This is a genomic window from Arenimonas metalli CF5-1, from assembly GCF_000747155.1.
Taxonomy (GTDB): Bacteria; Pseudomonadota; Gammaproteobacteria; order Xanthomonadales; family Xanthomonadaceae; genus Arenimonas; species Arenimonas metalli.
In genome coordinates this window covers 216,728-240,064 of sequence record NZ_AVCK01000055.1, presented here as the reverse complement: position 1 = coordinate 240,064, position 23,337 = coordinate 216,728, and the positions used below count along the sequence as shown (strand labels likewise).

The 23,337-nt window shown below is 70.1% G+C and carries 20 protein-coding genes; 8 read left to right on the top strand and 12 right to left on the bottom strand.

What is annotated here, in order from left to right; genetic code table 11:
* Positions 1-52: 52 nt before the first annotated feature.
* The 3 genes from N787_RS12760 (at position 53) to N787_RS12750 (ending at position 3,984) form a co-directional block, all read left to right on the top strand.
* The gene (locus N787_RS12760) at positions 53-949 is read left to right on the top strand and encodes an alpha/beta fold hydrolase (RefSeq protein ID WP_034214774.1); all 897 of its coding nucleotides are present in this window, start codon (positions 53-55) and stop codon (positions 947-949) included.
* The gene (locus tag N787_RS12755; protein ID WP_034214772.1) at positions 946-3,417 is read left to right on the top strand and encodes an acyl-CoA dehydrogenase; all 2,472 of its coding nucleotides are present in this window, start codon (positions 946-948) and stop codon (positions 3,415-3,417) included. The genes N787_RS12760 and N787_RS12755 overlap by 4 nt, the downstream gene beginning before the upstream one ends.
* Positions 3,418-3,498: 81 nt before the next feature.
* Positions 3,499-3,984: a hotdog fold domain-containing protein gene (locus N787_RS12750; protein WP_245594018.1), complete on the top strand. Its 486-nt coding sequence runs from the start codon at positions 3,499-3,501 to the stop codon at positions 3,982-3,984.
* Between the two features lie 83 nt (positions 3,985-4,067).
* Here the strand turns inward: N787_RS12750 and N787_RS12745 are convergent, their stop codons facing one another.
* The 4 genes from N787_RS12745 to N787_RS12730 all read right to left on the bottom strand — a co-directional run bounded on the left by N787_RS12745 (position 4,068) and on the right by N787_RS12730 (position 7,826).
* Complete coding sequence (locus N787_RS12745; protein WP_169742309.1) at positions 4,068-4,418, bottom strand: DUF1304 domain-containing protein; 351 nt, start codon at positions 4,416-4,418, stop codon at positions 4,068-4,070.
* A 14-nt stretch (positions 4,419-4,432) separates the two neighbouring features.
* A complete protein-coding gene (gene fghA, locus N787_RS12740) occupies positions 4,433-5,275 on the bottom strand; it encodes an S-formylglutathione hydrolase (RefSeq protein ID WP_034214769.1) in 843 nt (280 codons plus the stop codon).
* Complete coding sequence (locus N787_RS12735) at positions 5,275-6,384, bottom strand: S-(hydroxymethyl)glutathione dehydrogenase/class III alcohol dehydrogenase (protein ID WP_034214766.1); 1,110 nt, start codon at positions 6,382-6,384, stop codon at positions 5,275-5,277. Before N787_RS12735 ends, fghA begins: the two co-directional genes overlap by 1 nt.
* Before the next feature lie 95 nt (positions 6,385-6,479).
* Positions 6,480-7,826, bottom strand: coding sequence for an NTP/NDP exchange transporter (locus N787_RS12730; protein WP_052575463.1), 1,347 nt, complete (start codon positions 7,824-7,826; stop codon positions 6,480-6,482).
* Positions 7,827-7,995: 169 nt separating this feature from the next.
* On the opposite strand from N787_RS12730, the gene N787_RS12725 reads away from it, so the two are divergent.
* Positions 7,996-9,588: a GMC family oxidoreductase gene (locus tag N787_RS12725; protein WP_034214764.1), complete on the top strand. Its 1,593-nt coding sequence runs from the start codon at positions 7,996-7,998 to the stop codon at positions 9,586-9,588.
* On the opposite strand, the gene N787_RS12720 is transcribed toward N787_RS12725, so the two are convergent.
* On the bottom strand, positions 9,589-11,490 hold the full coding sequence (locus N787_RS12720; protein WP_034214762.1) for a M48 family metallopeptidase: 1,902 nt from the start codon (positions 11,488-11,490) through the stop codon (positions 9,589-9,591).
* 8 nt (positions 11,491-11,498) lie between these two features.
* A complete protein-coding gene (locus N787_RS12715; protein WP_034214758.1) occupies positions 11,499-12,086 on the bottom strand; it encodes a LemA family protein in 588 nt (195 codons plus the stop codon).
* 77 nt (positions 12,087-12,163) lie between these two features.
* Here N787_RS12715 and N787_RS12710 point away from each other — a divergent pair, with 77 nt between their 5' ends.
* Positions 12,164-13,381, top strand: a complete 1,218-nt coding sequence (locus N787_RS12710; RefSeq protein ID WP_052575455.1) for a serine hydrolase domain-containing protein — start codon at positions 12,164-12,166, stop codon at positions 13,379-13,381.
* Between the two features lie 932 nt (positions 13,382-14,313).
* On the opposite strand, the gene N787_RS12705 is transcribed toward N787_RS12710, so the two are convergent.
* The 6 genes from N787_RS12705 to N787_RS12685 all read right to left on the bottom strand — a co-directional run bounded on the left by N787_RS12705 (position 14,314) and on the right by N787_RS12685 (position 19,725).
* Positions 14,314-14,748 carry a hypothetical protein gene (locus tag N787_RS12705; protein ID WP_034214756.1) on the bottom strand — a complete coding sequence of 145 codons (435 nt, stop codon included), beginning with the start codon at positions 14,746-14,748 and terminating at the stop codon, positions 14,314-14,316.
* A gap of 39 nt (positions 14,749-14,787) precedes the next feature.
* On the bottom strand, positions 14,788-15,048 hold the full coding sequence (locus N787_RS15075; RefSeq protein ID WP_156969031.1) for a hypothetical protein: 261 nt from the start codon (positions 15,046-15,048) through the stop codon (positions 14,788-14,790).
* 450 nt (positions 15,049-15,498) lie between these two features.
* On the bottom strand, positions 15,499-15,894 hold the full coding sequence (gene gcvH, locus N787_RS12700; protein ID WP_034214748.1) for a glycine cleavage system protein GcvH: 396 nt from the start codon (positions 15,892-15,894) through the stop codon (positions 15,499-15,501).
* A gap of 85 nt (positions 15,895-15,979) precedes the next feature.
* Positions 15,980-17,071 (bottom strand): glycine cleavage system aminomethyltransferase GcvT, encoded by a 1,092-nt coding sequence (gene gcvT, locus N787_RS12695; protein ID WP_034214747.1) that lies wholly within the window; start codon positions 17,069-17,071, stop codon positions 15,980-15,982.
* 73 nt (positions 17,072-17,144) lie between these two features.
* Positions 17,145-18,728, bottom strand: a complete 1,584-nt coding sequence (locus N787_RS12690) for an ABC transporter permease (protein WP_034214744.1) — start codon at positions 18,726-18,728, stop codon at positions 17,145-17,147.
* Positions 18,729-18,732: 4 nt separating this feature from the next.
* A complete protein-coding gene (locus N787_RS12685; RefSeq protein WP_034214742.1) occupies positions 18,733-19,725 on the bottom strand; it encodes an extracellular solute-binding protein in 993 nt (330 codons plus the stop codon).
* A 183-nt stretch (positions 19,726-19,908) separates the two neighbouring features.
* Here N787_RS12685 and N787_RS12680 point away from each other — a divergent pair, with 183 nt between their 5' ends.
* The 3 genes from N787_RS12680 to N787_RS14500 all read left to right on the top strand — a co-directional run bounded on the left by N787_RS12680 (position 19,909) and on the right by N787_RS14500 (position 23,331).
* On the top strand, positions 19,909-22,104 hold the full coding sequence (locus N787_RS12680; RefSeq protein ID WP_034214740.1) for a TonB-dependent receptor family protein: 2,196 nt from the start codon (positions 19,909-19,911) through the stop codon (positions 22,102-22,104).
* A gap of 122 nt (positions 22,105-22,226) precedes the next feature.
* Complete coding sequence (locus N787_RS12675) at positions 22,227-22,796, top strand: RNA polymerase sigma factor (RefSeq protein ID WP_245594017.1); 570 nt, start codon at positions 22,227-22,229, stop codon at positions 22,794-22,796.
* Positions 22,789-23,331 carry a hypothetical protein gene (locus tag N787_RS14500; RefSeq protein WP_052575453.1) on the top strand — a complete coding sequence of 181 codons (543 nt, stop codon included), beginning with the start codon at positions 22,789-22,791 and terminating at the stop codon, positions 23,329-23,331. The genes N787_RS12675 and N787_RS14500 overlap by 8 nt, the downstream gene beginning before the upstream one ends.
* The last annotated feature ends 6 nt before the right edge of the window (positions 23,332-23,337 follow it).

Genomic DNA, 23,337 nt, shown 5'->3' with positions numbered 1-23,337 from the left:
CCATACGCTTTGGTATTGACAGGCCTGCAGCGGCCAACCCATACTCGCCCGTATGGACTCGTTCGCCCAAGCTGCCGCCGTGCCCTCCCCCGTTGCGCTGACGCTGCAGGCGCGCGACGGGCTGGCACTGGCCGCCGAGCACGTGCCGGGCGCCGGACCGGGGCTGCTGCTGGCGCACGGTTTCGGCCAGACCCGCCAGGCCTGGCGCAGCACCCAGCAGCGCCTCGGGGAAGCCGGGCGCGCCAGCCTGGCCTGGGACGTGCGCGGCCACGGGCAGTCGGCGCGCAATCCGGTGGGCTCGCGCTATGCCGGAGAGCAGTTCGTGGACGACGTGGCCGCCGCCGCCCGAGCCCTGGGCCCCGCGCCCATCCTCGTCGGCGCTTCGATGGGCGGCCTCACCGGGCTGATGGCACAGGCCCGGGACCGAGCGTTCTCGGCGCTCGTGCTGGTGGACATCACGCCGCGCTGGGAAGCGGCCGGCGTCGAGCGCATCCTCGGCTTCATGAACGCACATCCGGACGGTTTCGACTCCTTCGAGCATGCTGCCGAGCAGATCGCCGCCTACCTGCCCCACCGGCGTGAGAAAAAATCTCCGGCGCAGCTGGCGCACCTGCTGGTCAGGCGCGCCGACGGTCGGCTGGGCTGGCACTGGGACCCGCGCCTGCTCACCGAGTTCATCCCCGACACCGATGGCCTCCAGGGCACCATCGAGGACGCCTGCCGCGCCCTGGACGTACCGGTGCTGCTGGTCAGCGGCGGCCGCAGCGACCTGGTCACCGACCATACGGTCGAACATTTCCTGGAACTGGCGCCGCACGCGCGCCACGTCCGGCTGCCACAGGCCACCCATATGGTGGCCGGTGACGACAACAGCGCCTTTACCGATACCCTGCTTACCTTCCTGCACGACCTGCCGGCCCCCACGGCCGCCCACGGAGATCCACGATGAGCATCCTCGCCCCCTTCCTCGCGCTGGCCCTGGCGATCCTGCTGGTGGCCTACCACCGGCTCAGCCTCGCGGTATTCACCGCGGTGGCCGCCACCCTGCTGGTGGCCGTCGGCCTCGGCGGCGCCAACCTCACGGCGACCTACGTGGCGGCCGGCCTGCTGGCCGTGGTCACGCTGCCGCTGCTGATCACCCCGCTGCGCCAGGCGGTGATCACCAAGACCCTGCTGGGCATCTACAAGAAGATGCTGCCCAAGCTGTCCGACACCGAGAAGACTGCGCTCGACGCCGGCACCGTCGGCTTCGAGGGCGAGCTGTTCTCGGGCATGCCGAAGTGGAACGAGCTGCTGGCCCAGCCCAAACCGGAACTGACCGCGGAGGAGCAGGCCTTCCTGGACGGCCCGGTCGAGCAGGCGTGCAGGATGACGAACGACTGGGAAATCACCCACGTCCGCAACGACCTGCCGCCCGAGCTGTGGGAGTTCCTCAAGAAGAACAAGTTCTTCGGCATGATCATCCCCAAGGAATTTGGCGGCCTGGGCTTCTCGGCGCTGGCCCACCACAAGGTGATCCAGAAGCTGGCCTCGATCTCGGCCACGCTCAGCTCCACGGTCGGCGTGCCCAACTCGCTGGGCCCGGCGGAACTGCTGCTGCACTACGGCACCGACGAGCAGAAGAAGCATTACCTGCCGCGCCTGGCCGACGGCCGCGAAGTGCCCTGCTTCGCCCTCACCGGCCCGACCGCCGGCTCCGACGCCACCTCGCTGCCCGATTTCGGCATCGTCTGCGAAGGCGAGTGGAACGGCTCCCGCGTGCTCGGCGTCAAGCTCACCTTCGACAAGCGCTACATCACCCTGGCCCCGGTCGCGACCGTGATCGGCCTGGCGTTCCGCCTGCATGACCCCAACAAGCTGCTCAGCGATGTGTCCGACCGCGGCATCACGCTGGCGCTGATCCCGCGCGATACCGCCGGCCTGGAAATCGGCCGTCGCCACTTCCCGCTCAACTGCGCCTTCCAGAACGGCCCGGTGCGCGGCCAGGAAGTGTTCCTGCCGCTGAGCCAGCTGATCGGTGGCCAGGACTACATAGGCGCCGGCTGGCGCATGCTGGTCGAGTGCCTCTCGGTGGGCCGCGCCATCACCCTGCCATCGACCTCCAGCGGCGCGTCCAAGCTGGCGGCCGTGGTCACCGGTGCCTATGCGCGCATCCGCAAGCAGTTCGGCCTCTCCATCGGTCGCTTCGAAGGCGTCGAGGAGGCACTGGCCCGCATCGCCGGCAATGCCTATGCCTGCGCGGCGCTGTCGGAAGCCACCGCGGCCGCGGTCGACCGCGGCGAGAAGCCGGCCGTGCCCTCCGCCATCGCCAAGTACCACGCCACCGAAATGGCGCGCATGGTCGCGGCCGACGCCATGGACATCCACGGCGGCAAGGGCGTCATCCTGGGCCCGATGAACTACATGGGCCGCGGCTGGCAGGCGGCGCCGATCTCGATCACGGTCGAGGGCGCCAACATCATGACCCGCACCCTGATGATCTTCGGCCAGGGCGCGATCCGCTGCCATCCGTGGGTGCTCAAGGAAATGCAGGCGGCGCAGAACCCCGACGCCGCCGAGGGCCTGCGCGAGTTCGACCGCAACCTGTTCGGCCACATCGGCTTCGCCATCTCCAACGCCGTGCGCAGCTGGGTGCTGGGCCTGGTGGGCGCCCGCATCGGCAAGGTGCCGGGCGACGCCTACACCCGCCGCTACTACCGCAAGCTCAACCGCTACTCGGCCAACCTGGCCCTGGTGGCCGACGTGTCGATGCTGACGCTGGGCGGCAAGCTCAAGTTCAAGGAGAAGATCTCCGGCCGCTTCGCGGACGTGCTCAGCCAGCTCTACATCGCCAGCGCCATGCTCAAGCGCTACGAGGACCAGGGCCGCCCGGCGGCCGAGCAGCCGCTGCTGGCCTACGCCTTCCACGATTCGGCCCACAAGATCGAGCTCGCCCTGTCCGGCGCGCTGCGCAACTTCCCGATCCGCCCGGTGGGCTGGCTGATGTGGATGCTGGTGTTCCCGTGGGGCCGCCGCGCCCAGCTGCCGTCGGACCGCCTGGGCCGCCGCGCCGCCGCGCTGCTGATGTCGCCGTCGGACGCGCGCGACCGCATGGCCTCGGGCATCTTCCTCACGCCCTGCGAGAACAACCCGGCCGGCCGCATCAACAGCTTCCTGCCCCGGGTGATCCTGGCCGAGCCGGTGGAGCGCAAGTTCCTGAAGGCGCTCAAGAACAGCGACATCGAGGCGCTCGACTTCCCGTCGCAGCTGGCCGAGGGCGTCGCCGAGGGCTGGATCACCGCCGAGGAGAAGACCCAGCTCGAGGAGCTGCGCGCGCTGACCTGGGAAACCATCACGGTCGATGACTTCGACCCGGCGGACCTGGTGTCGGCATCGCTGCATCGCGAGAAGCCCTCGCAGCAGCACCGCGCCGCCTGAAGCAACCCTCCTGTGGGAGGGACTTCAGTCCCGATGCCTTCCGCCGGAAAGCATCGGGACTGAAGTCCCTCCCACATTCACATGCGAGACACCGCCATGCCCGACACGCCGCTGCTCAGGCTCTACCGCAAGTTCACCCGCTACCCCGCCGGGCACTGGCTGTTCAGCCGCGCGGTCTGCTTCAAGGCGCCCTACTTCGGCAGCATCAAGCCGACCATCCGCGTACTCGAGGCCGGCCGCTGCGAAGCCACGATCCCGCACCGCCGCGCGGTGCAGAACCACATCGGCACGGTGCACGCGATCGCGCTGTGCAACCTGGCCGAGCTCTGCGCCGGCGTGATGACCGACGCCTCCCTGCCCCGCGACATGCGCTGGATCCCGAAGGGCATGACGGTGTCCTACCTGAAGAAGGCCAATGGCACGATGCGCGCCGTCGCCACGCCGATGATCCCGATCGTGAGCGCCGCGGAGGGCTACGACCTGCCGGTGAACGTGGATGTGCTGGACCCCGCTGGCGACAAGGTATTCCATGCGGAAATCCGCATGTGGCTAAGCCCCAAGCGCTGACCCGTATCCTGTAGGAGGGACTTCAGTCCCGAAGCTTTTCGGCGAAAAGCTTCGGGACTGAAGTCCCTCCTACAGGGGCGGGGTCAGAAGTAGTGGACGGCGATGGCCGCCAGGATTGCCGGCACGGCCTGCACGTACAGGATCGAGCGCTTCACCGTCGCGGCGCCGAACAGACCGGCGACCACCACGCAGCCCAGGAAGAACAGGCAGATGCCCTTGTCGCCCAGCCACAGGCCCCAGGCCAGCCCGGCGACGAGGAAGCCGTTGTAGAGGCCCTGGTTCATCGCCAGCTTCGCCGAGTCGCGCGCCACCTGCGGATCGAGGCCAAAGATCTTCCGGCCCAGCGGCTTGGTCCAGAAGAACATCTCCAGCACCAGGAACCCCAGGTGCAGCAGGGCGACTAGGGCGGTGAGCAGCTGCGCGGTCAGGGACATGGCGGACTCCGGGGTCAGGCGGACAGCTGCGCGGCGTGGTGCCGCAGGTGGTCCTCGATGAAACTGGCGATGAAGTAGTAGCCGTGGTCGTAGCCGGCGTGGCGGCGCAGCGTGAGCGCCTGCCCGGCTTCGGCGCAGGCCGCCTCGAAGCGCTCGGGCTGCAGCTGCGCGGCCAGGAATTTGTCATCCAGCCCTTGGTCAATGAGGATCGGGCCGCCGAACGGCCGCCGCTGCACCAGCTCGCAGGCGTCGTGCTCGGCCCAGGCGCGGTGGTGGTCGCCGAGGTAGCGCGAGAACGCCTTCTGCCCCCAGGGCACCTGGCTCGGCGCCACGATCGGCGCGAAGGCCGAGAGGCTGCGGAACTTGTCCGGATGCCGCAGCGCCAGCACCAGCGCGCCGTGGCCGCCCATCGAGTGGCCGAAGATGCCGGCGCGCCCCGGGTCGGCCGGGAAATGTTCGGCCACCGCGGCCGACAGTTCGTGCACGACGTGCGTTTCCATCCGGAAGCGCGAGGACCACGGCGCCTGGGTGGCGTCGAGGTAGAACCCCGCCGCCTCGCCGAACTCCCAGTCGCCGGTGGCGCCGTCGATGCCGGTGTCGCGCGGGCTGGTGTCGGGCATCACCAGCATCAGGCCCAGTTCGGCCGCCACGCGCTGGGCGCCGGCCTTCATGGTCGCGGTCTCTTCGCTGCAGGTCAGGCCCGCCAGGTAGTACAGCACCGGCACCCGCCCCTTGCGCGCCTGCGGCGGCTGGAACACGGCGAAACGCATGGTTCCGCCGCAGGCCGGCGAGGCCATTCTGTAGAAGCCCTGCACGCCGCCGAAGCAGCCGTGCTCGCTGGCGACCTCGACCGACATCAGTAGACGACCACGCTGCGGATGGACTCGCCGCGGTGCATCAGGTCGAAGGCGTCGTTGATCTTCTCCAGCGGCATCGTGTGCGTGATCAGCGAGTCGATGTCGATCTTGCCGTCCATGTACCAGTCGACGATCTTGGGCACGTCGGTGCGTCCTCGGGCCCCGCCGAAGGCGCTGCCGCGCCAGTTGCGGCCGGTGACCAGCTGGAACGGCCGCGTGCTGATCTCGGCGCCCGCCGGGGCCACGCCGATGATCACGCTGGTGCCCCAGCCCTTGTGCGCGCACTCCAGCGCCTGGCGCATCACCTGGGTGTTGCCGATGCACTCGAAGGTGTAGTCGGCGCCGCCCTTGGTGAGCGACACGAGGTAAGGCACGAGGTCGCCGCCGACTTCCTTCGGGTTGACGAAATGGGTCATGCCGAACTTGCGGGCCATCGCCTCGCGGTTCGGGTTGAGGTCCACGCCCACGATCATGTCGGCGCCGGCCAGGCGCGCGCCCTGGATCACGTTCAGGCCGATGCCGCCGAGCCCGAACACGACGACCTTGGAGCCCACCTCCACCTTGGCGGTGAAGATGACCGCACCGATGCCGGTGGTGACGCCGCAGCCGATGTAGCAGACCTTGTCGAAGGGCGCGTCCTCGCGGATCTTCGCCAGCGCGATCTCAGGGACCACCGTGTACTGCGCGAAGGTGGACGTGCCCATGTAGTGCAGCACCGGCTTGCCGTCGAGGCTGAAGCGGCTGCTGCCGTCGGGCATCAGGCCCTGGCCCTGGGTAGAGCGGATCGCCTGGCACAGGTTGGTCTTGGGGTTGAGGCAGTACTCGCAGGTGCGGCACTCGGGCGTGTATAGCGGGATGACGTGGTCGCCCTTCTTGAGCGTGGTCACGCCCGGGCCCACGTCCACCACGATGCCGGCGCCCTCGTGGCCCAGGATGGCGGGGAACAGCCCTTCCGGGTCGGCCCCCGAGAGCGTGAACTCGTCGGTGTGGCAGACGCCGGTGGCCTTGAGCTCGACCAGCACCTCGCCGAAGCGCGGGCCTTCGAGGTCGACGGTTTCGATCGTGAGCGGTGCGCCCGCCTTGTGCGCGACGGCAGCCTTGACCTTCATGCGGAATCTCCTCGGGAACGATGGCGCCCAGCGTACCGCAGCGGGCCGCGCCGGGTGTCGCCGGGGCGCGAAGGCCCGCGGCCGGCCGTCCGCCCTCAGTGCCGGTCGGCCGGCAGCTTCGCCTGCTCCTTCACCACCCGCCAGGCGCTCGCAGTGAAGGCGCCCGCGACCAGGATGCCGCCGGCGAACACGCCCGAGGACCCGAACACCGCCATCAGCTTGTGCAGCCAGGCGAAGGCCAGGTCGCCGCCGCGGTAGACCACGGTGTCGATCGCGGCCTTGGCCTTGTAGCGCGCCTCGCGGTCGACGCGGGTGTAGATGGTTTCGCGCGCGGGCTTGGACAGCGAGAACTCGGACGCGCGGGTCAGCACCTGCACCACCGCCACCAGCATCGGCAGCGGGGACGCGAACAGCACGCAGAAGCCCGCCAGGATCGCCAGCGCCGGCACCATCAGCAGCGGCGCCACGCCGAAGCGGATCAGCAGCGTGCGGGTCAGGAACACCTGGACCACCAGCACCACCCAGTTGATCCACTTGTCGATGGTCGAGAAGAAGGCCGTGGCCTGCTCGGCCGCGGCCGGGTTGCCGGCCGTCATTTCGCGCACGATCGCGTTCTGCTCGTTGTAGAGCAGCGTGCCCACGCCGACGCCGAAGAACATCAGGAACGCCAGCGCCCGCAGCAGCGGGTCGGCGGCGATGCGGCGCAGGCCTTCGAGTACGCGCCCGCCCATCGCCTCGTCGTCGGCGAGGTTGCCGCGGTCGCGCTCGCGCTGCCGCGCCCACGGGCCGAGCCGCAGGATGCAGACCAGGCACAGCGCGAGGAAACCCGCCGACACCAGCAGCATGTTGCCCACGCCCAGCTGGCTGACCAGCCGGGACGTGATCTCGGGACCCAGCAGGCCGCCCACCGTGCCGCCGGCGGCGATGAAGCCGTACAGCCGGCGCGCCTCCGGGTCGGTGTAGATGTCGGCCATGAAGCTCCAGAACACCGACACCGCGAACAGGTTGAACACCGCCACCCAGATGAAATACGCGCCGCCGCGCCCCGGCATGTCCACGTCGAAGGCGACGTAGAAACCGAGCAGGCAGGCGATGAACACCAGGTACACCACCGGCAGGAACACCCGCCGCGGGAACCGGCTCACCAGCGCCCCGTAGACCGGCTGCAGCAGCAGCATGGACAGGAAGGTGCCGGTGAACAGCGCCTGGATCTGGAACTCGCCCAAATCCACGCCGCGCGCGGCGAACCACTCGACCATCGCCGGCGGGAACACCATGGCCGGGTCGTTGGAGGCCGCGACGGCGTCGCGGACCGGCCGCATCACGTAGTAACCCGTGAGCAGGAAGAAAAAATAGAGGAAGGACCAGATCAACGGCGGGTAGGCCCGCAGCGCGCCGCGCAGGTGATCGAAGCGGCCGGCGGTGTCCTTGGCTGGTTCCATGCGCATCCCGTTGGAGTCGGCGCACCATAGCCAACCCGGCCGGTGCCCGCCAGTCCGGCAGCCGCGGGCGTGAGCCCCGTCACACCCCGGCACCGGCGCTGCCGCAGCCCGAGTGTTTGCTCTAGAACGGGGGCCTAGCCTCGGTCCGTGACCGCATGAAGAAGACATTGTGTACGACTACATCATCGTAGGCGCCGGCTCCGCCGGCTGCGTCCTGGCCAACCGCCTCAGCGAAGACCCGGCCTGCCGCGTGCTGCTGCTCGAAGCCGGGCCGTCCGACTGGCACCCCTTCATCCACATGCCCGCCGGCCTTGCCAAGCTGGTCGGCAAGAAAGGCGTGAACTGGGACTACAACACCGCCCCCGAGCCCGCGCTCGACGGCCGCTCGCTGTGGTGGCCGCGCGGCAAGGTGCTCGGCGGCTCGAGCTCGATCAACGCGATGTGCTACATCCGCGGCCACGCCGGCGACTACGACGAGTGGGCGGCGATGGGCGCCGAAGGCTGGCACTGGTCCAACGTGCTGCCCTACTTCAAGCGCAGCGAGGGCAACCAGCGCGGCGGCAGCGAATTCCACGGCGGCGACGGCCCGCTGGGCGTGTCGGACCCGCGCCACAAGAACCCGCTCTCGGAAGTCTTCATCGAAGCCGCGCGCCAGGCCGGCCACGCCGGCAGCGACGATTTCAACGGCGCCCGCCAGGACGGCTTCGGCTGGTACCAGACCACCACGCGCGACGGCGCCCGCAGCTCCAGCGCCCGCGCCTACCTGGCGCCGGTGCGCCAGCGGCCCAACCTGACGGTGGTCACCCGCGCCACCGCCAGCCGCATCACTTTCGACGGCGACCGCGCCAGCGGCGTCGAGTACTCGGTGGGCGGCAAGGCCGGCTTCAGCGAAACCGCCAGCCGGGAAGTGATCCTGTGCGGCGGCGCGCTCAACTCGCCGCAGCTGCTGATGCTCTCGGGCATCGGCCCGGCCGAACACCTGCGCGAGCACGGCATCGCCGTGCGCCGCGACCTGCCGGGCGTCGGCGCCAACCTGCAGGACCATCTCGACGTCTGCACCATGACCCGCTGCACCCAGGGCCTGAGCTACGACCAGCTCAGCGACGTCTCGGTGGCGCTGAAGTACTACCTGTTCAAGTCCGGCCCCGGCACCAGCAACATCGCCGAAGCCGGCGGCTTCCTGCGCAGCAGGCTGGCCGAGGACGAACGCCCGGACATCCAGTTCCACTTCGTGCCGGCCCAGCTCGACGACCACGGCCGCAACCGCCTGCCCGGCAACGGCTACACGCTGCACGCCTGCGGCCTGCACCCGCGCAGCCGCGGCCGCCTGCGCCTGGCCAGCGCCAGCGCCACCGACAAGGTGCAGATCGAAGCCGGCTACCTCAGCGATCCGGAAGGCTACGACCTGAAGGTGATGCTGGAGGCGCTGCGGCTCTCGCGCGAGATCCTGGCGCAGCCGGCCTTCGCGCCTTACCGCGGCGAGGAACTTTTCCCCGGCGACCAGCTGCAGGACGAGGCCGACCTGGTCGCCTTCATCCGCCGCAAGGCCGAATCCATCTACCACCCGGTGGGCACCTGCCGGATGGGCGCCGAAGACGATGCCCACGCCGTAGTCGATCCGCAGCTGCGCGTGCGCGGCGTCCGCGGCCTGCGCGTGGTGGATGCCTCGGTGATGCCCAAGCTGGTCGGCGGCAACACCAACGCCCCGACCATGATGATCGCCGAGCGTGCCGCCGACCTGATCCGCGGCCTGGCGGCCTGATCAGACCTCGAGCATCGGCGGCAGCGGGCAGCGCAGCGTCGCGCAGATCGCCCGCAGCAACTCGGCCTCGGCCACGCAGATGCGGCCGTCGTGGCTGACCGCCGCGACCAGGCCTTCCAGCAGCAGCTCCTTGCCCATCGGCTCGACCGCGTCGAGCTTGGGCAGGGCGTCGTCGAGCGCGCGCAGCGGATCGGCGGGCGGGCGGTACGGCGCGTTCAGGCGCGGGAACACGCGGGCCAGCCCGGCGAGGTAGGCGCGCATCGCCGCCGCCGTGTCGTCGTGCCCGGCCTGTGCCAGCACGGCCATCACTTCGATCGCGGCCGCGCTGTTGTCGGCCAGCCGGTGCGTCGACGGCCGCGAAGTGCCGGCAGGATCGAGCACGTGCTTCACGTGGCCGTGCATCAGGCGGCCCAGGCTGTATTCGAACAGGCTGACCTGGCCGTCGGCGTGGGTCAGCACGTAGCAGGCATCCATGAACTGCTCGAGCTCGGCGCGCGGGCGGCGCCGCAGCGACGGCATCGCCATCGCCGCCAGCGGCAGGCACAGGATGCGCGGCAGGTCGGCCAGGCGGTCGGCGTAGTCCAGGGCCTGGCGCACCACGCGCTCGTCGAGGCGGCTGCTGAGTTCGAACTGCTGGCGCTCGCGCACTTTGCCCGCAGGCGCCATCAGCAGTCCGAACAGCAGCGCGGGCACCTCGTCGCGCTCGTGCGCGGCCCGGCGCAGGGTTTCCGGAAGGGCGTTGACCAGCGCGCCCGCCCGCTCGTAGTCGTTGGCTTTCGGCGCGCCCACCTGTGCCACCACCGCCGGCGGCGTCACCTGCAGCTCGGCGCGGTCGCCCGGCAGCGGCGGCGGCGTCCTTGCGCCGAGCCCCAGCGCGGCGTCTTCGTCCAGCCCCGAGGGCGGATGCATCTGCCAGCGCGCGGACTGCTCGACCAGCGCCTCGGGCCGGAACGACGGCTCCAGCGCCTGGATGCGCTCCATGAGCGGCGGATGGGTGGCGAACAGCGAGGAATAGCCGATGCCATCGCCAAACAGCATGTGCGCCACTTCCTCGGTATCGCCGCTGGCCAGCCTCGAGCCCTCGTGCAGGCCGCCAATCTTCTTCAGCGCTCCCGCCAGCCCCTTGGTCTGGCGCGTGAACTGCACCGCCGAGGCATCGGCCAGGAATTCGCGCTGCCGGCTCACGCCGGCCTTGATGAGCCGGCCGAAGAACAGGCCGGCGTAGCCGACCAGCATCACCGCCAGCGCCAGCAGGATGATGGGCACGCCGTCGCGCGAACCGCCGCGCGCGTGCAGCAGCACCTTCCGGCCGATGACGGCGAGCACCAGGATGCCGAACAGCAGGCCCATCAGCCGGATGTTCAGGCGCATGTCGCCGTTGAGCACGTGGCTGAACTCGTGCGCGATCACGCCCTGGAGTTCATCCCGGTTGAGCTTGTCCAGCGCGCCGCGGGTGACCGCCACCGCGGCGTCGCCCGGCGCGTAGCCGGCGGCGAAGGCGTTGATGCCGGCCTCCTGCTCGAGCACGTAGAGCTGCGGCACCGGCACGCCCGAGGCGATCGCGATCTCCTCGACCACGTTGCGCAGGCGCCGGTAGTGCAGGTCGGTGGTGTCCTCGGGTACCGGCGTGCCGCCCATCTGCAGCGCCACCGCGGCGCCGCCGCCGGCCAGGCTGGAAATCCGGTGCATCGAGGCCAGGCCGATGATGGCGACCGTCACGACGCTGACCACCAGCATCCCGCCCAGCAGGTTTCCCGGCGAACCTTCCTCGGGGAGGCCGCCGACGGCGATGAAGAAAACCAGGTTCACCGCGGCCACGATCGCCAGCACCGCCAGGCCGAACAGGATGACCAGGCGGCCCGACTGGCGCCGGGCCTGTTCCTGGCGCTCGAAGAAGTTCATGCGTCAGCTCAGAACGAGACTTTCGGGGCCTCGCGCTTGGCCGGCTCGGTGATCTCGAGCAGGGCGGCGGCGACGAAGTTGAACAGGCCGGCGATCAGGTTCGAGGGGAACACCTCGCGCTTGTTGTTGTAGGCCATCACCGAGTCGTTGTAGGCCTGGCGCGCGAACGCGACCCGGTTCTCGGTGGAGGTGAGCTCTTCGGTGAGCTGCATCATGTTCTGGTTGGCCTTGAGGTCCGGGTAGGCCTCGGCCACCACCATCAGCCGCGACAGCGCACCGGCCAGGCCGGTCTCGGCACCGCCGAGCGAGGCCATCGCGTTCGGGTCGCCCGGGTTGGCCTTGGCGGCGGCCAGTCCGCTGACCGCGGCGGCGCGTGCCTGGATGACGGCCTCGAGCGTTTCGCGCTCGTGCTTGAGGTAGCCCTTGGCGACTTCCACCAGGTTGGGGATCAGGTCGTAGCGGCGGGTCAGTTGCACGTCGATCTGGGCGAAGGCGTTCTTGAACGCGTTGCGGGCGGTGACCAGCCCGTTGTAGATGCCGACTCCCCAGGCCGCGGCGACGCCGACGACCAGCACCAGCACGAGCAAAGCGATCATATTGGCCTCTCCCCTGTTCAGTACCCCGGAGCGGAACGCGCGCTAGAATGGGGCCGTTCCCCAAGCATACGTCGGACATGCCACGCAAGAAAGCCAACGCGCCGCTCCGCCTGCCCGCCGCCCTCGCGGCCCTCTGGCTCGCGGTCGCGGGCACGGCCGTCGCCGCCGATGCGGCCAAGGCGCCCGACTTCACCGCGCAGGCGCGCGAGCTCGAGGTGCTGGCCGAGGGCGTCGTCACCCAGTCGCGCATCCCGGGCATGGCGATGGCCATCGTGCAGGACGGCAAGGTGGTGTCGCTGCGCGGCTACGGCGTGGTCGACAGCCGCAACCCGCAGCCGGTCGGCACCGACACCGTGTTCCGCGTCGCCTCCCTGTCCAAGGCCTTCGCCGGCACGCTGAGCGCGATGCTGGTCAGCGAGGGTGCGATGAGCTGGGACGCCCCGATCGCCAACCAGCTGCCTAACTTCACGCTGCGCGACCTGCAGGGCGCGCAGCGGCTGACGGTGCGCGAGGTGCTCAGCCACCGCGTCGGCCTGGGCTACAACGCCTTCGACCGCGACCTCGAGGCCGACCAGCCTTACCCGCTGCTGGCAGAAAAACTTTCCGACGCGCCGCTCACCTGCGCGCCGGGCGACTGCTACGCCTACCAGAACATCGCCTTCAGCCTGGTCGGCGACCTGGTGTTCGCGGTCACCGGCGACTTCTACCACCACCAGGTCGAGAAGCGGCTGTTCCACCCGCTGGGCATGTACGGCGCCACCTTCGGCCGCGACGGCCTGGAGGCCAGCCCGAGCTGGGCGCGCCCGCACGTGCGCAGCGGCGGCAAGTGGCTGCCGGTGCGCCCGAAGGAAACCTACTACCGCATCCCGCCCGCGGCCGGCGTCAACGCCAGCATCCGCGACATGTCGCAGTGGCTGATCGCGCAGATGGGACACCGCCCGGACGTGCTGCCGCCGGAGCTGCTCAACGAGATCCAGACGCCGCAGGTCGAGACGCCGGGCGAGATCCGCGGCAACAGCTGGCGGCGGGAGCGCCTCCGCAGCGCGTACTACGGGTTGGGCTGGCGCATCTACGACTACGCGGGCCACACGCTGGTCTACCACGCGGGCGCGGTGCAGGGTTACCGGGCGATGGCCGCGTTCCTGCCCGACAAGGACATCGGCGTGGTCATCCTCTGGAACTCCGAATCCTCGATGCCGGCCGCGCTGCTGCCGACCGCGCTCGACCGCGCGCTGGGCCTGCCCGCGCGCGACTGGCTGGCCCCCGAACCGGTGAGGCCGCGCCGCCGGCGCTGAGGCTGGAGCTGGCGCCGGGGCCACCGCAGAATCGCAGGTCGCTTCCTGCTCAGTGAAGCCTTTTATTTCGCAGGAAGCGACCTGCGATTCCGCGGCGCCCCCGGTGCATATCATCTGGTTGGGTGGACGAAGGGCCCGTAGCGCCCCGCTCCGATGCTTGCGCGTGCGGGATCCACGACCAAGGCCCGGCATTCTTCTCGCTGATCTGGATTGGCTAACCAGCGCAAGGCATGCGGCTGCTGCCGGCCTATCGTGCGCGTCCCTTCGGACGCGAGGTGGGGCGTCCAGGCCAACGTGGAAGGTGGCCAGCGCGGGAGTCCTGTCCGCCCGGCGGCGGGGGCAGCTGCGAGGCGTGGAGCGTGGGCTCATGCTTTTCCGATGGGCGCCCCGGAAACAATTGCGGGGCCGTCGCCCCAGCTGCGGCGACTGCGCCCCGGCACCCGAGCATTCCAGCGCTCTGCAGCTTCGGCCCTCGGGCGTTCGAGCTTTCCCCAGCCCTCCCCCCCCAGTGCCCGCCCCGTCGCCACGGAGCGCCCGGAAAAGCACGGCCCACCACAAGCGCCACGCCCCCACACCCGCCGCCGGGCGGACAGGACTCCCGCGCTGGCCACCTTCCATGCTGGCCCCGACCCCGCACCAAGTGTCCGAAGGGACACGCAGGCGCTGACGCGCTGCCAGCCAGCACCTCGGCCCGTTCAACCCACCAGATCAGCAAGAAAAATGCCGCGCCTTGGTCCGGATCGCGGACGCGCAAGCGTCGAAGCGCGCGGCCGCGGGCCTTCCGTCACGCTACCTAGCCGGTACGTACCGGCGCCAAGACAAAAACAAAACGCCGGCCCAGGGCCGGCGTTCTCTTTGGTGCTTCTGGAAAGTCTCCCTCCCCGCCTGGGCAATACGGGGAGAGAGCCCAGATACCGCGCTTGCGATCCGTCTTAGAGCGACGGAGCCACCGGGGCGGCAGGCATCGCCATCGCCGGCTTCTTGGCAGCGGGCTTGCGCGCCGCCTTCTTCTTCGCAGCAGGCTTCTTGGCAGCCTTCTTGGCGGCCGGCTTCTTGGCAGCCTTCTTGGCGGTCTTCTTGACCGACTTCTTGGCAGCCTTCTTGGCGGCCGGCTTGCGGGTAGCCTTCTTCGCGGCCTTCTTGGCCGGCTTCTTGGCGACCTTCTTGGCAGCCTTCTTGGCAACCTTCTTCTTGGCCGGCTTCTTGGCGACCTTCTTCGCGGCCTTCTTGGCCGGCTTCTTGGCGACCTTCTTGGCCGCCTTCTTCACGGTCTTCTTGACGGCCTTGACCGCCTTCTTGACCGTCTTCTTCACGGACTTCTTCGCGGCCTTCTTGGCCGGTTTCTTCGCAGCTTTCTTCGTAGCCATGGTGTCAACTCCTCGTCAGTTGGCGTTTGGACTGCCCAGTCACAAAAGCATCGCCGCGGGAGGATTCCCGCGACGCAGCACCGCCACCGCGCCAAAGGCGCCGTGGACGGATCGGGTCCGGCGCGGGGCAGCGCCGGAAATGAAAACGCCCGGGCCATGACCGGCCCGGGCGTTGGAATGGCGGTTCTTGCGGAAGCTCGATTTCGATTTCGCGGAGGGATGGTTGCCCTGATCCACCGACGACGGAGTCCGGGTGGAGTTCGGTGTTGTGGCCCGCGTTGTCGATTCGATCCTGATCACTCTTTTCCGCAGTTGACATCTGCTGGGCGAAAGCTAATCACGGGAAATCTTGATGTCAACAACTTTGCAGAAAAAATTTCAAGGGCCCCTCGCCATGTTCCGGCGTCGAACGCGTGGTCGGCGCGACTCGGAAGAACCACCCGCGACGCGTGCGAAAAAACGGCATGCAAAAAAAGTGCTGGAAAAAAGCCACGCGCGTCGCGATGCGTGGCGCGGCGCACGCGCGACGCCGGTGCGCGACATGCACTCCGGCGGTCGGGAAAGCGCGCCCGGCACGCCCGAAAAATAATTTCCGGCGGGGTGCCGGATCGGCACGTTTCGATGCCCCGGATGGCCGAACTGCGCGAACTTCCGCGGCAGCCGCCGACACCGCCACCCACTTTCCGAGACCCGGAAACGACACCGGCCGCACGTGGCGGCCGGTGTCGGATGCTTCGGTCGGACGGGCCGTCAGTGGCCTTCGTCCTCGAGCAGCTGGGCGTAGTCGTCGGGCGAGAGCAGCTCGTTGAGCTGCTCCGGCTCGCTGGCCTCGAGCACGAACAGCCAGCCTTCGCCGTAGGCGTCCTCGTTGATGGTCTCGGGCTTGTCCGACAGCGCCGAGTTGACCTCGACCACCTTGCCCGCGACCGGGGCGTAGACGTCGCTGGCGGCCTTGACCGACTCGACCACGGCGGCGGCCGCGCCCTGCTCCAGGCTGTCGCCGACGTTGGGCAGCTCGACGTAGACCAGGTCGCCGAGCAGGCCCTGGGCGTGGTCGGAAATGCCGACGGTGATGCGGCCGCTGTCTTCGACGCGGGCCCATTCGTGGGACTTGAGGAACTTCAGGTCGCCGGGGATCTCACTCATGACAGGGGCCTCGATGGTCGGTGTGCGGCAGGGGTGGCAGTAGTCTAGCGGGGAGCGCGCGCAATGGCATCCGGCGCGCGCGGGGTCAGGCCAGGACGCCCGGCTGGGCGGCGCCGTCGCGGACGAACGGATATTTCACGACGCGCACCGGCAGGCGCTTGCCGCGGATGTCGACCTCGACCGCGCCGACCTCGCCGGCCGGCACCCGCGCTAGCGCGATCGCCTTGCCCAGGGTCGGGGAGAAGGTGCCGGACAGGATCTCGCCTTCGCCGGCGGCGGTGAACACCTGCTGGCCGTGGCGCAGCACGCCCTTCTCGTCGAGCACCAGGCCGATCATCTGGCGGGCGGCGCCGGCGGCCTTCTGTGCCTCGAGCTTTTCGCGGCCGGTGAACGCGCGGCCTTCGTCCAGCGCGACCGTCCAGGCCAGGCCGGCTTCGTAAGGCGTGGCCGACTCGTCCATGTCCTGGCCGTACAGCGCCATGCCGGCCTCGAGGCGCAGCGTGTCGCGCGCGCCCAGGCCCGCCGGCTTGACGCCCGCGGCCAGCAGCCGGTTCCAGAATTCGACCGCCTGCGCCTCGGGCACCATCACTTCGAAACCGTCCTCGCCGGTGTAGCCGGTGCGGGCGACGAACAGGCCGTCGGCCTCGCAGGCGACGAACTTGCCCAGCTTGCCGGCGCGCTGCGCGGCCTCCGGCGACAGCAGGCCCAGCACCTTGTCGCGGGCGTTCGGACCCTGCACCGCGACGATCGCCAGGTCGCGGCGCTCCTGGATCGTGATGCCGAAGGGCGCGGCCTGCGCCGTGATCCAGGCCAGGTCCTTGTCGCGGGTGGCGGCGTTGACCACCAGGCGGAAGAAGTCCTCGGCCATGAAGTAGACGATCAGGTCGTCGATGACGCCGCCGTTGGCATCGAGCATGCAGGCGTACAGCGCCTTGCCCGGCTTCTGCAGCTTGTCCACCGAGTTGGCCACCAGCTGGCGCAGGAAGGGCCGCACCTTGTCGCCGCGCAGGTCGAGGATGGTCATGTGCGAGACGTCGAACATGCCGGCGTCGCGGCGCACGTGGTGGTGCTCCTCGATCTGCGAGCCGTAGTTGATCGGCATGTCCCAGCCACCGAAGTCGACCATCTTGGCGCCCAGCGCCCGGTGGGTATCGTTGAGGACGGTCTTCTTGCTCATGGCCTGCCAGTAGGTTCGGGGAAGGCCGCCATTATAGGACGGGGTCAGGTTCGGAACCTGACCCCGTTCCTGGCTACTTCTGCTGTTTGACCAGCCACCAGACGGGGACCAGGCCGACCAGGCACAGCCACAGCGCGGGCCACGCGGCCTGGGCCCACAGGCCTTCGGTGGTGTAGCCGTAGATGCGCACGGCCAGCGTGTCCCAGCCGAAGGGACGCAGCATCAGGGTGGCGGGCAGTTCCTTCACGGTCTCCACGATCACCAGCAGCAGCGCCGCGACCAGGCCGGGACGCAGCAGCGGCAGCACGATGCGGCGCAGGCGCGCGCCGGCCGGCACGCCGAGCACGCGCGCCGATTCCAGCAGGGACGGACGCAGCGACTGGAAGGCGGACTCGGTCGCCTCGTGGCCCACGCGCAGGAAGCGCACCGACAGCGCCAGCAGCACCGCCACCAGGCTCGAGCTCAGCGCCAGCCCGCCCAGCCACGGCATCGCGCGCTCGGCCGCGACCAGCAGCCACATCGCGCCGACCGCCAGCACCGTGCCCGGCACCGCGTAACCCAGGCCAGCCGTGAACCCCGCCGCCTGCACGATCCGGTCGCCGCCACCGCGCCGGCCCAGCAAGGTGAAGGCCAGCGCGATCACGAGCACCAACCCCGCCGCCATCGCGGCGAGCAGGGCGGTGTTCAGCGCCGGCGCGCCGACGTCGGGCAGCGCCGAACGCGATTGCCACGACCAGGCCAGCAGCTGCGCCACCGGCACGAGGAACCCGAGCGACACCACCGCCAGCGCCAGCGCCGACACGCCCCAGCCGCGCCAGCCGGACAAGGGCCGTCGCGGCGGCGGCATCAGCTGCGGGCCCGCGTGGCGGCCGCGACCACGCCCGATGCGCTCGAGCACCAGCACCAGCGCGACCAGCGCCACCATCGCGCAGGCCAGCTGCGCGGCGGCCGTGAGCGAGTACAGGCCGAACCAGGTCTTGTAGATGGCGGTCGCGAGCGTATCCACGCCGAGGATGCTGACCGCGCCGAAGTCGGCCAGCGCCTCGAGCAGCACCAGGCTCAACCCGGCCACCCAGGCCGGTCGCGCCATCGGCAGCGCCGCGCGGAAGAAGGCCGACAGCGGCCCGTGCCCCAGCGAACGCGCCGCATCCATCGCCGCGCTGCCCTGCCGGAGGAAGGCGGCGCGCACGATCAGGAACACATAGGGATAGAGCACCAGCGAGAGCACGAGCGCGGCGCCCGGCACGCTGCGCAGCTCGGGGAAGCCGTTGGCCGCACCGCCCAGCGCACGCCACGCGGACTGCAGCGGCCCGGCGTAATCGGTCAGCCCGACGTAGACGAAGGCGACCACGTAGCCGGGCAGCGCCATCGGCAGCACCAGCGCCCAATCAAGGAAGCGGCGCCCCGGGTAGTCGTAGCGCGCGCTGGCCCAGGCCAGGCCGACGCCCACCAGCAGCGACAGCGTCGCGATCAGCCCGAGCAGCGCCAGCGTGTTGCGCACCGCGCCCGGCAGCACCTGTGCGAACAGGTGCGGCCAGACGTCGGGCGCCGGCGTCGCGAACGCGCTCGCCAGCCACAGCGCCGGCAGCAGCAAGGGCAGCGCCAGCGCCCAGGCCAGCACCCGCGGCCAGGCGGTGCGCGCGACGGCGGCGCTCATGGGATCAGCGCCAGCCGGCGCGATCCATCAGCTTCACGGCCTCGGCCTGGCGCGCGCCCGCCACCGACACGTTCACCGGGTCGGCCTTGAACGGCCCCCAGGCGGCGACCACCGGATCCAGCGCCACGCCCGGACGCGCGGGGATCTCGAAGTTCACGCTGGCGAAGTCGGCCTGCACGGATTCGGAGGCCAGCCACTCGAGGAACTTGCGCGCCTCGTCCTTCTGCTTCGAGGCCGCGACGATGCCCGCGCCCGAGACGTTCACGTGCGCGCCGACGCCGGCCTGGTTCGCCCAGAACACCTGCACCGGGAACGCCGGGTCGTCATGCTGGAGGCGACCGAGGTAATAGGTATTGATGATGCCGACGTCGCACTGGCCGGCGGCGATGGCCTGGGCCAGCAGGGTGTCGTCGGCGAAGGGCTCGGTGGCCAGGTTGGCGACCCAGCCGCGAACGACGGTCTCGGTGTGCTCGACGCCGATGCGATCGATCAGCGTGGCCACCAGCGACTGGTTGTAGACCTTCTTGGAAGAACGCAGGCACAGGCGGCCGCGCCACTTCTTCCGCGCCAGGTCGCCGATGCCCGACAGCTCGGACGGCTGCACGCGCTCGGTGGAATAGACGATGGTGCGCGCGCGCTGCGACAGCGCGAACCAGCGGCCCTGCGGGTCGCGCAGGTTGGCCGGGATCGCCGCCTCGAGCGCGGGCGACTGCACCGGCGCCAGCAGGCCGCGTTCCGCCGCCTGCCACAGGCTGCCGGCATCCACGGCCATGAACAGGTCGGCGCGCGTGTTGTCGCCTTCCGCGGCGAGGCGCTCGATCAGCACCGGGGCGCCGTCGGACAGCAGCTGGATCTTCGTGCCGGTCTCGCGCTCGTAGCGCTCGAACAGCGGCCTGACCAGCGGCTCCTTGCGCTCGCTGTAGACCACCAGCTCGGCCGCCTGCACGGCCGGGGCCAGCAGGCTGGCGAGGAGAAGCGAAAGCGTAAGGCGCGACATGGCGGGCTCCGGTCCGGGGATGGGAAAGATGATAATGATTCTCATCCTAGCCGCAAAGCCGGGGCGTGGCGAGGGGCCTGCCGCCGGCCTTCGCTATTGCGAATCATTCTCGCTTGCAGTAACCTTTCGGCCATTCCGGCCCCGGCCCCCGATTTCCTTAACTTGCCCAGAGATTTCCCTGCCATGTCGCCTACCCTGCGCCTCGCGATCTCCCTCGCCCTGCTGCCCACCGCCGCCCTCGCCAGCGGCGCGCCCTCGCCCGAGCTGCAGCGGCTCGACAGCGTGAATGTCTTCGGCACCGCCGAAGACACCCAGAAGGCCGCCGGCTCGGCCCACTACGTCGACCAGGAGACGCTGGAGCGCTTCAACTACCGCGACATCAACCGCGTGCTGCGCCAGGTGCCCGGCGTGTACCTGGTCGAGGAGGAAGGCTACGGCCTGCGCCCGAACATCGGCATCCGCGGCTCGGGCACCGACCGCAACAGCCGCATCACGGTGATGGAGGACGGCGTGCTGATCGCGCCGGCGCCCTACGCCGCCCCGGCCGCGTACTACTTCCCGACCATGGCTCGCATCGATGCGGTGGAAATCCGCAAGGGCTCGTCGGCGATCCAGGCCGGCCCGCGCACCACCGGCGGCGCCATCAACCTGATCTCCACGCCGATCCCGGGCGAGCCCGGCGGTGAACTCGACCTGTCCTACGGCTCCGACGCCACGGTGCTGGCGCACGGCTGGGCCGGCGGCATGGGCGAGCGCTTCGGCGGCATGGTCGAGGCGGTGCGCCAGTCGACCAACGGCTTCAAGCAGATCGACGGCGGCGGCGACGCGGGCTACGAGCTCAACGACGTGGTGGCCAAGCTGCGCTGGGTCAGCGCGCCGGACGCGGGCGTGTACCAGCAGCTCGACCTCAAGTTCGGCCACAACACCCAGGACAGCCACGAGACCTACCTCGGCCTGGCCGACGCGGACTTCCGCACCGACCCGAACCGCCGCTACGCCGGTTCGCGCCTGGACAACATCCAGACCGAGCAGAACCTCCTCGAGCTGCGCCACCTGATCGAGCTCGGCGAGAACACCACGCTCAACACCGTTGCCTACCGCACCGAGTTCTCGCGCAACTGGTACAAGCTCAACGACGTGCTGAACCCGCTGACCGGCAGCTACGTCGGCATCGGCACCATCCTGGCCGATCCGACCACCTGGTCGGACCAGTACGCCTGGCTCACCGGCGAGGATAGCCCCGCCGACGCCCTGCGCCTGCGCAACAACAACCGCAACTACTACGCCCAGGGCCTGCAGACGGTGCTCGGCACGACCTTCGCCACCGGCGCCGCCAGCCACGAGCTGGAGGTGGGCCTGCGCGTGCACCGCGACCAGGAAGACCGTTACCAGGACGACGACCGTTACCGCCTGCAGGGTGGCCAGTTCGTGCTGACCCGCGACGGCGCGCCCGGCACCCAGGACAACCGCGTCGGCGACGCCGAGGCGCTGTCCCTGTTCGTGCACGACACCATCAGCTTCGGCAAGTGGATCCTGACCCCGGGCGTGCGCTACGAGCGCATCGACCTGGCCAGCACCCGCTACTCCACCGCCACCGGCCGGCGCGACGTGGTGCTGTCGAAGGTCGAGACCGAAGTGGACGAGGTCATCCCGGGCTTCGGCGCCACCTACCTGCTCAATGACTCGCTGACGCTGTTCGGCAGCGTGCACCGCGGCTTCAACCCGCCGGGCCCGGCTTCCGGCGCGCTGTCCGAGAAGAGCGTGAACGGCGAGTTCGGCCTGCGCTGGAACGAGGGCGCGATGGGCGTCGAGCTGGTGGGCTTCGTCAATGACTACTCGAACCTGGTCGGCACCTGCACCGCCTCGAGCGGCGGCAACTGCAACCTGGGCGACCAGTTCGACGGCGGCGAAGCGCGCGTGAGCGGCCTCGAGGCCAGCCTCGGCTACGACTTCAACGAGGGCGGCGCGGTCTCGGTGCCGTTCTCGCTGGCCTACACCTACACGAAGGCCGAGTTCCGCAATGCCTTCGTGTCCTCCTTCGAGGAGTGGGGCACGGTGGCCGTGGGCGACCAGCTGCCCTACCTGCCCGAGCACCTGGTGCACGCCGAGCTCGGCCTGGCCGGCGAGCGCTGGCGCCTGGGCGTGGCCGCGAACTACCTCGACGACATGCGCACCGAGGCCGGCACCGGCCCCGGCGAGCGCACCGACTCGGCGGTGGTCTGGGACCTGACCGGCGGCTTCCAGCTCAACGACCGCGTCGAGCTCTACGCCCGGGTCGAGAACCTGTCGGACGAAACCTACGTCGTCGCCCGCCGCCCGGCCGGCGCCCGCCCGGGCCAGCCCCGCAGCGCCTTCGTGGGCATGCGCATCGGCTTCTGATCCCTTTTTCTCAATGTAGGAGGGCCTTCAGGCCCGAAGCTTCTCGCCGAGAGCTTCGGGCCTGAAGGCCCTCCTACATTTTTTGTGCGACGCTTTGGGCTCCCGCCGCATCCTTGACCGATGTGAGCCACCCCTCCTCCTTCGCCATCGATGTCCCGGCCGCCCTGGTCGACCGCGCCCGGCGCGGCGACGCCGGGGCGTTCGAGCAGCTCTACCGCCTGTTCGAGCGGCCGGTGTTCACCCTGGCGCTTCGCCTCACCGGCGATCGCGAGGAGGCCCAGGACCTGCTGCAGGACACGATGCTCAAGCTGTTCGACCGCGTGGGCGAGTTCCGCGGTGATTCCCCGTTCTGGGGCTGGCTGCGCCAGATCGCGGTGAACGACGCACTGATGCGCCTGCGCCGCCGCGGCCGGCTGCCGCAGACCGAGGAGGCGGTGGACGCCGAGCTCGAGTGCCACGACGTGATGCTGCCGGCCGCCGCCGCCGATGCCGCCCTGCTCACCCGCGCACTCGGCCGCATGGCCGACGCCACCCGCAGCGTGCTCTGGCTCTACCACGCCGAGGGCTACACCCACGACGAGATCGCCGGCCTGATGGGCCGCACGCCGAGTTTCTCCAAATCGCAGCTCGCGCGCGGCACCCGCAAGTTGCGCGAACTGCTGAAGATCGAACAGGAGTTGTCCCATGCCTGACGCCCGCGCCCACGACCCCGGCCTGCCGATCGCCGAGGCGCTGCAGCGGCTGCCGCTGGAAACCCCGGACCGCAGCGCCTGGCCGCTTTTGCAGCAGCGGCTTGCCGCACGCGAACGCAAGCCGCGCGTTCGCTGGCCGTTCGCGCTGGCCGCCGCCGCGGTGCTGGCCCTGGCCGCGCTGCTGCCCGGCCGCATCGCCACGCCGCCCGCCGCGCCGGACCCGGTCGCCAGCGTAGCGGCGCCCGACGTCGACGCACTGATGGCGGAATCCGCGCGCCTCGAGCACCTGGTCAGCGCCGTCTCCCCCGACGGCATGGCCTCGGCCAGCGGCACCCTGCTCGGCCTCGAGTTCGAGGACCGCCTGCAGCAGATCGACACCGCGCTCTCCGACCCCGCGCTCGGCCCTGACGGCCGCGCCGCCCTCTGGCAGCTACGCGTCTCGCTGCTGCGCGAATACGCCGGCTTCCAGGGCACCCGCCAATACCTGGCCGCCGACGGCAACACCGTGGATGGCGCCCTGGTCGCCACGTTCTGAGAAGTG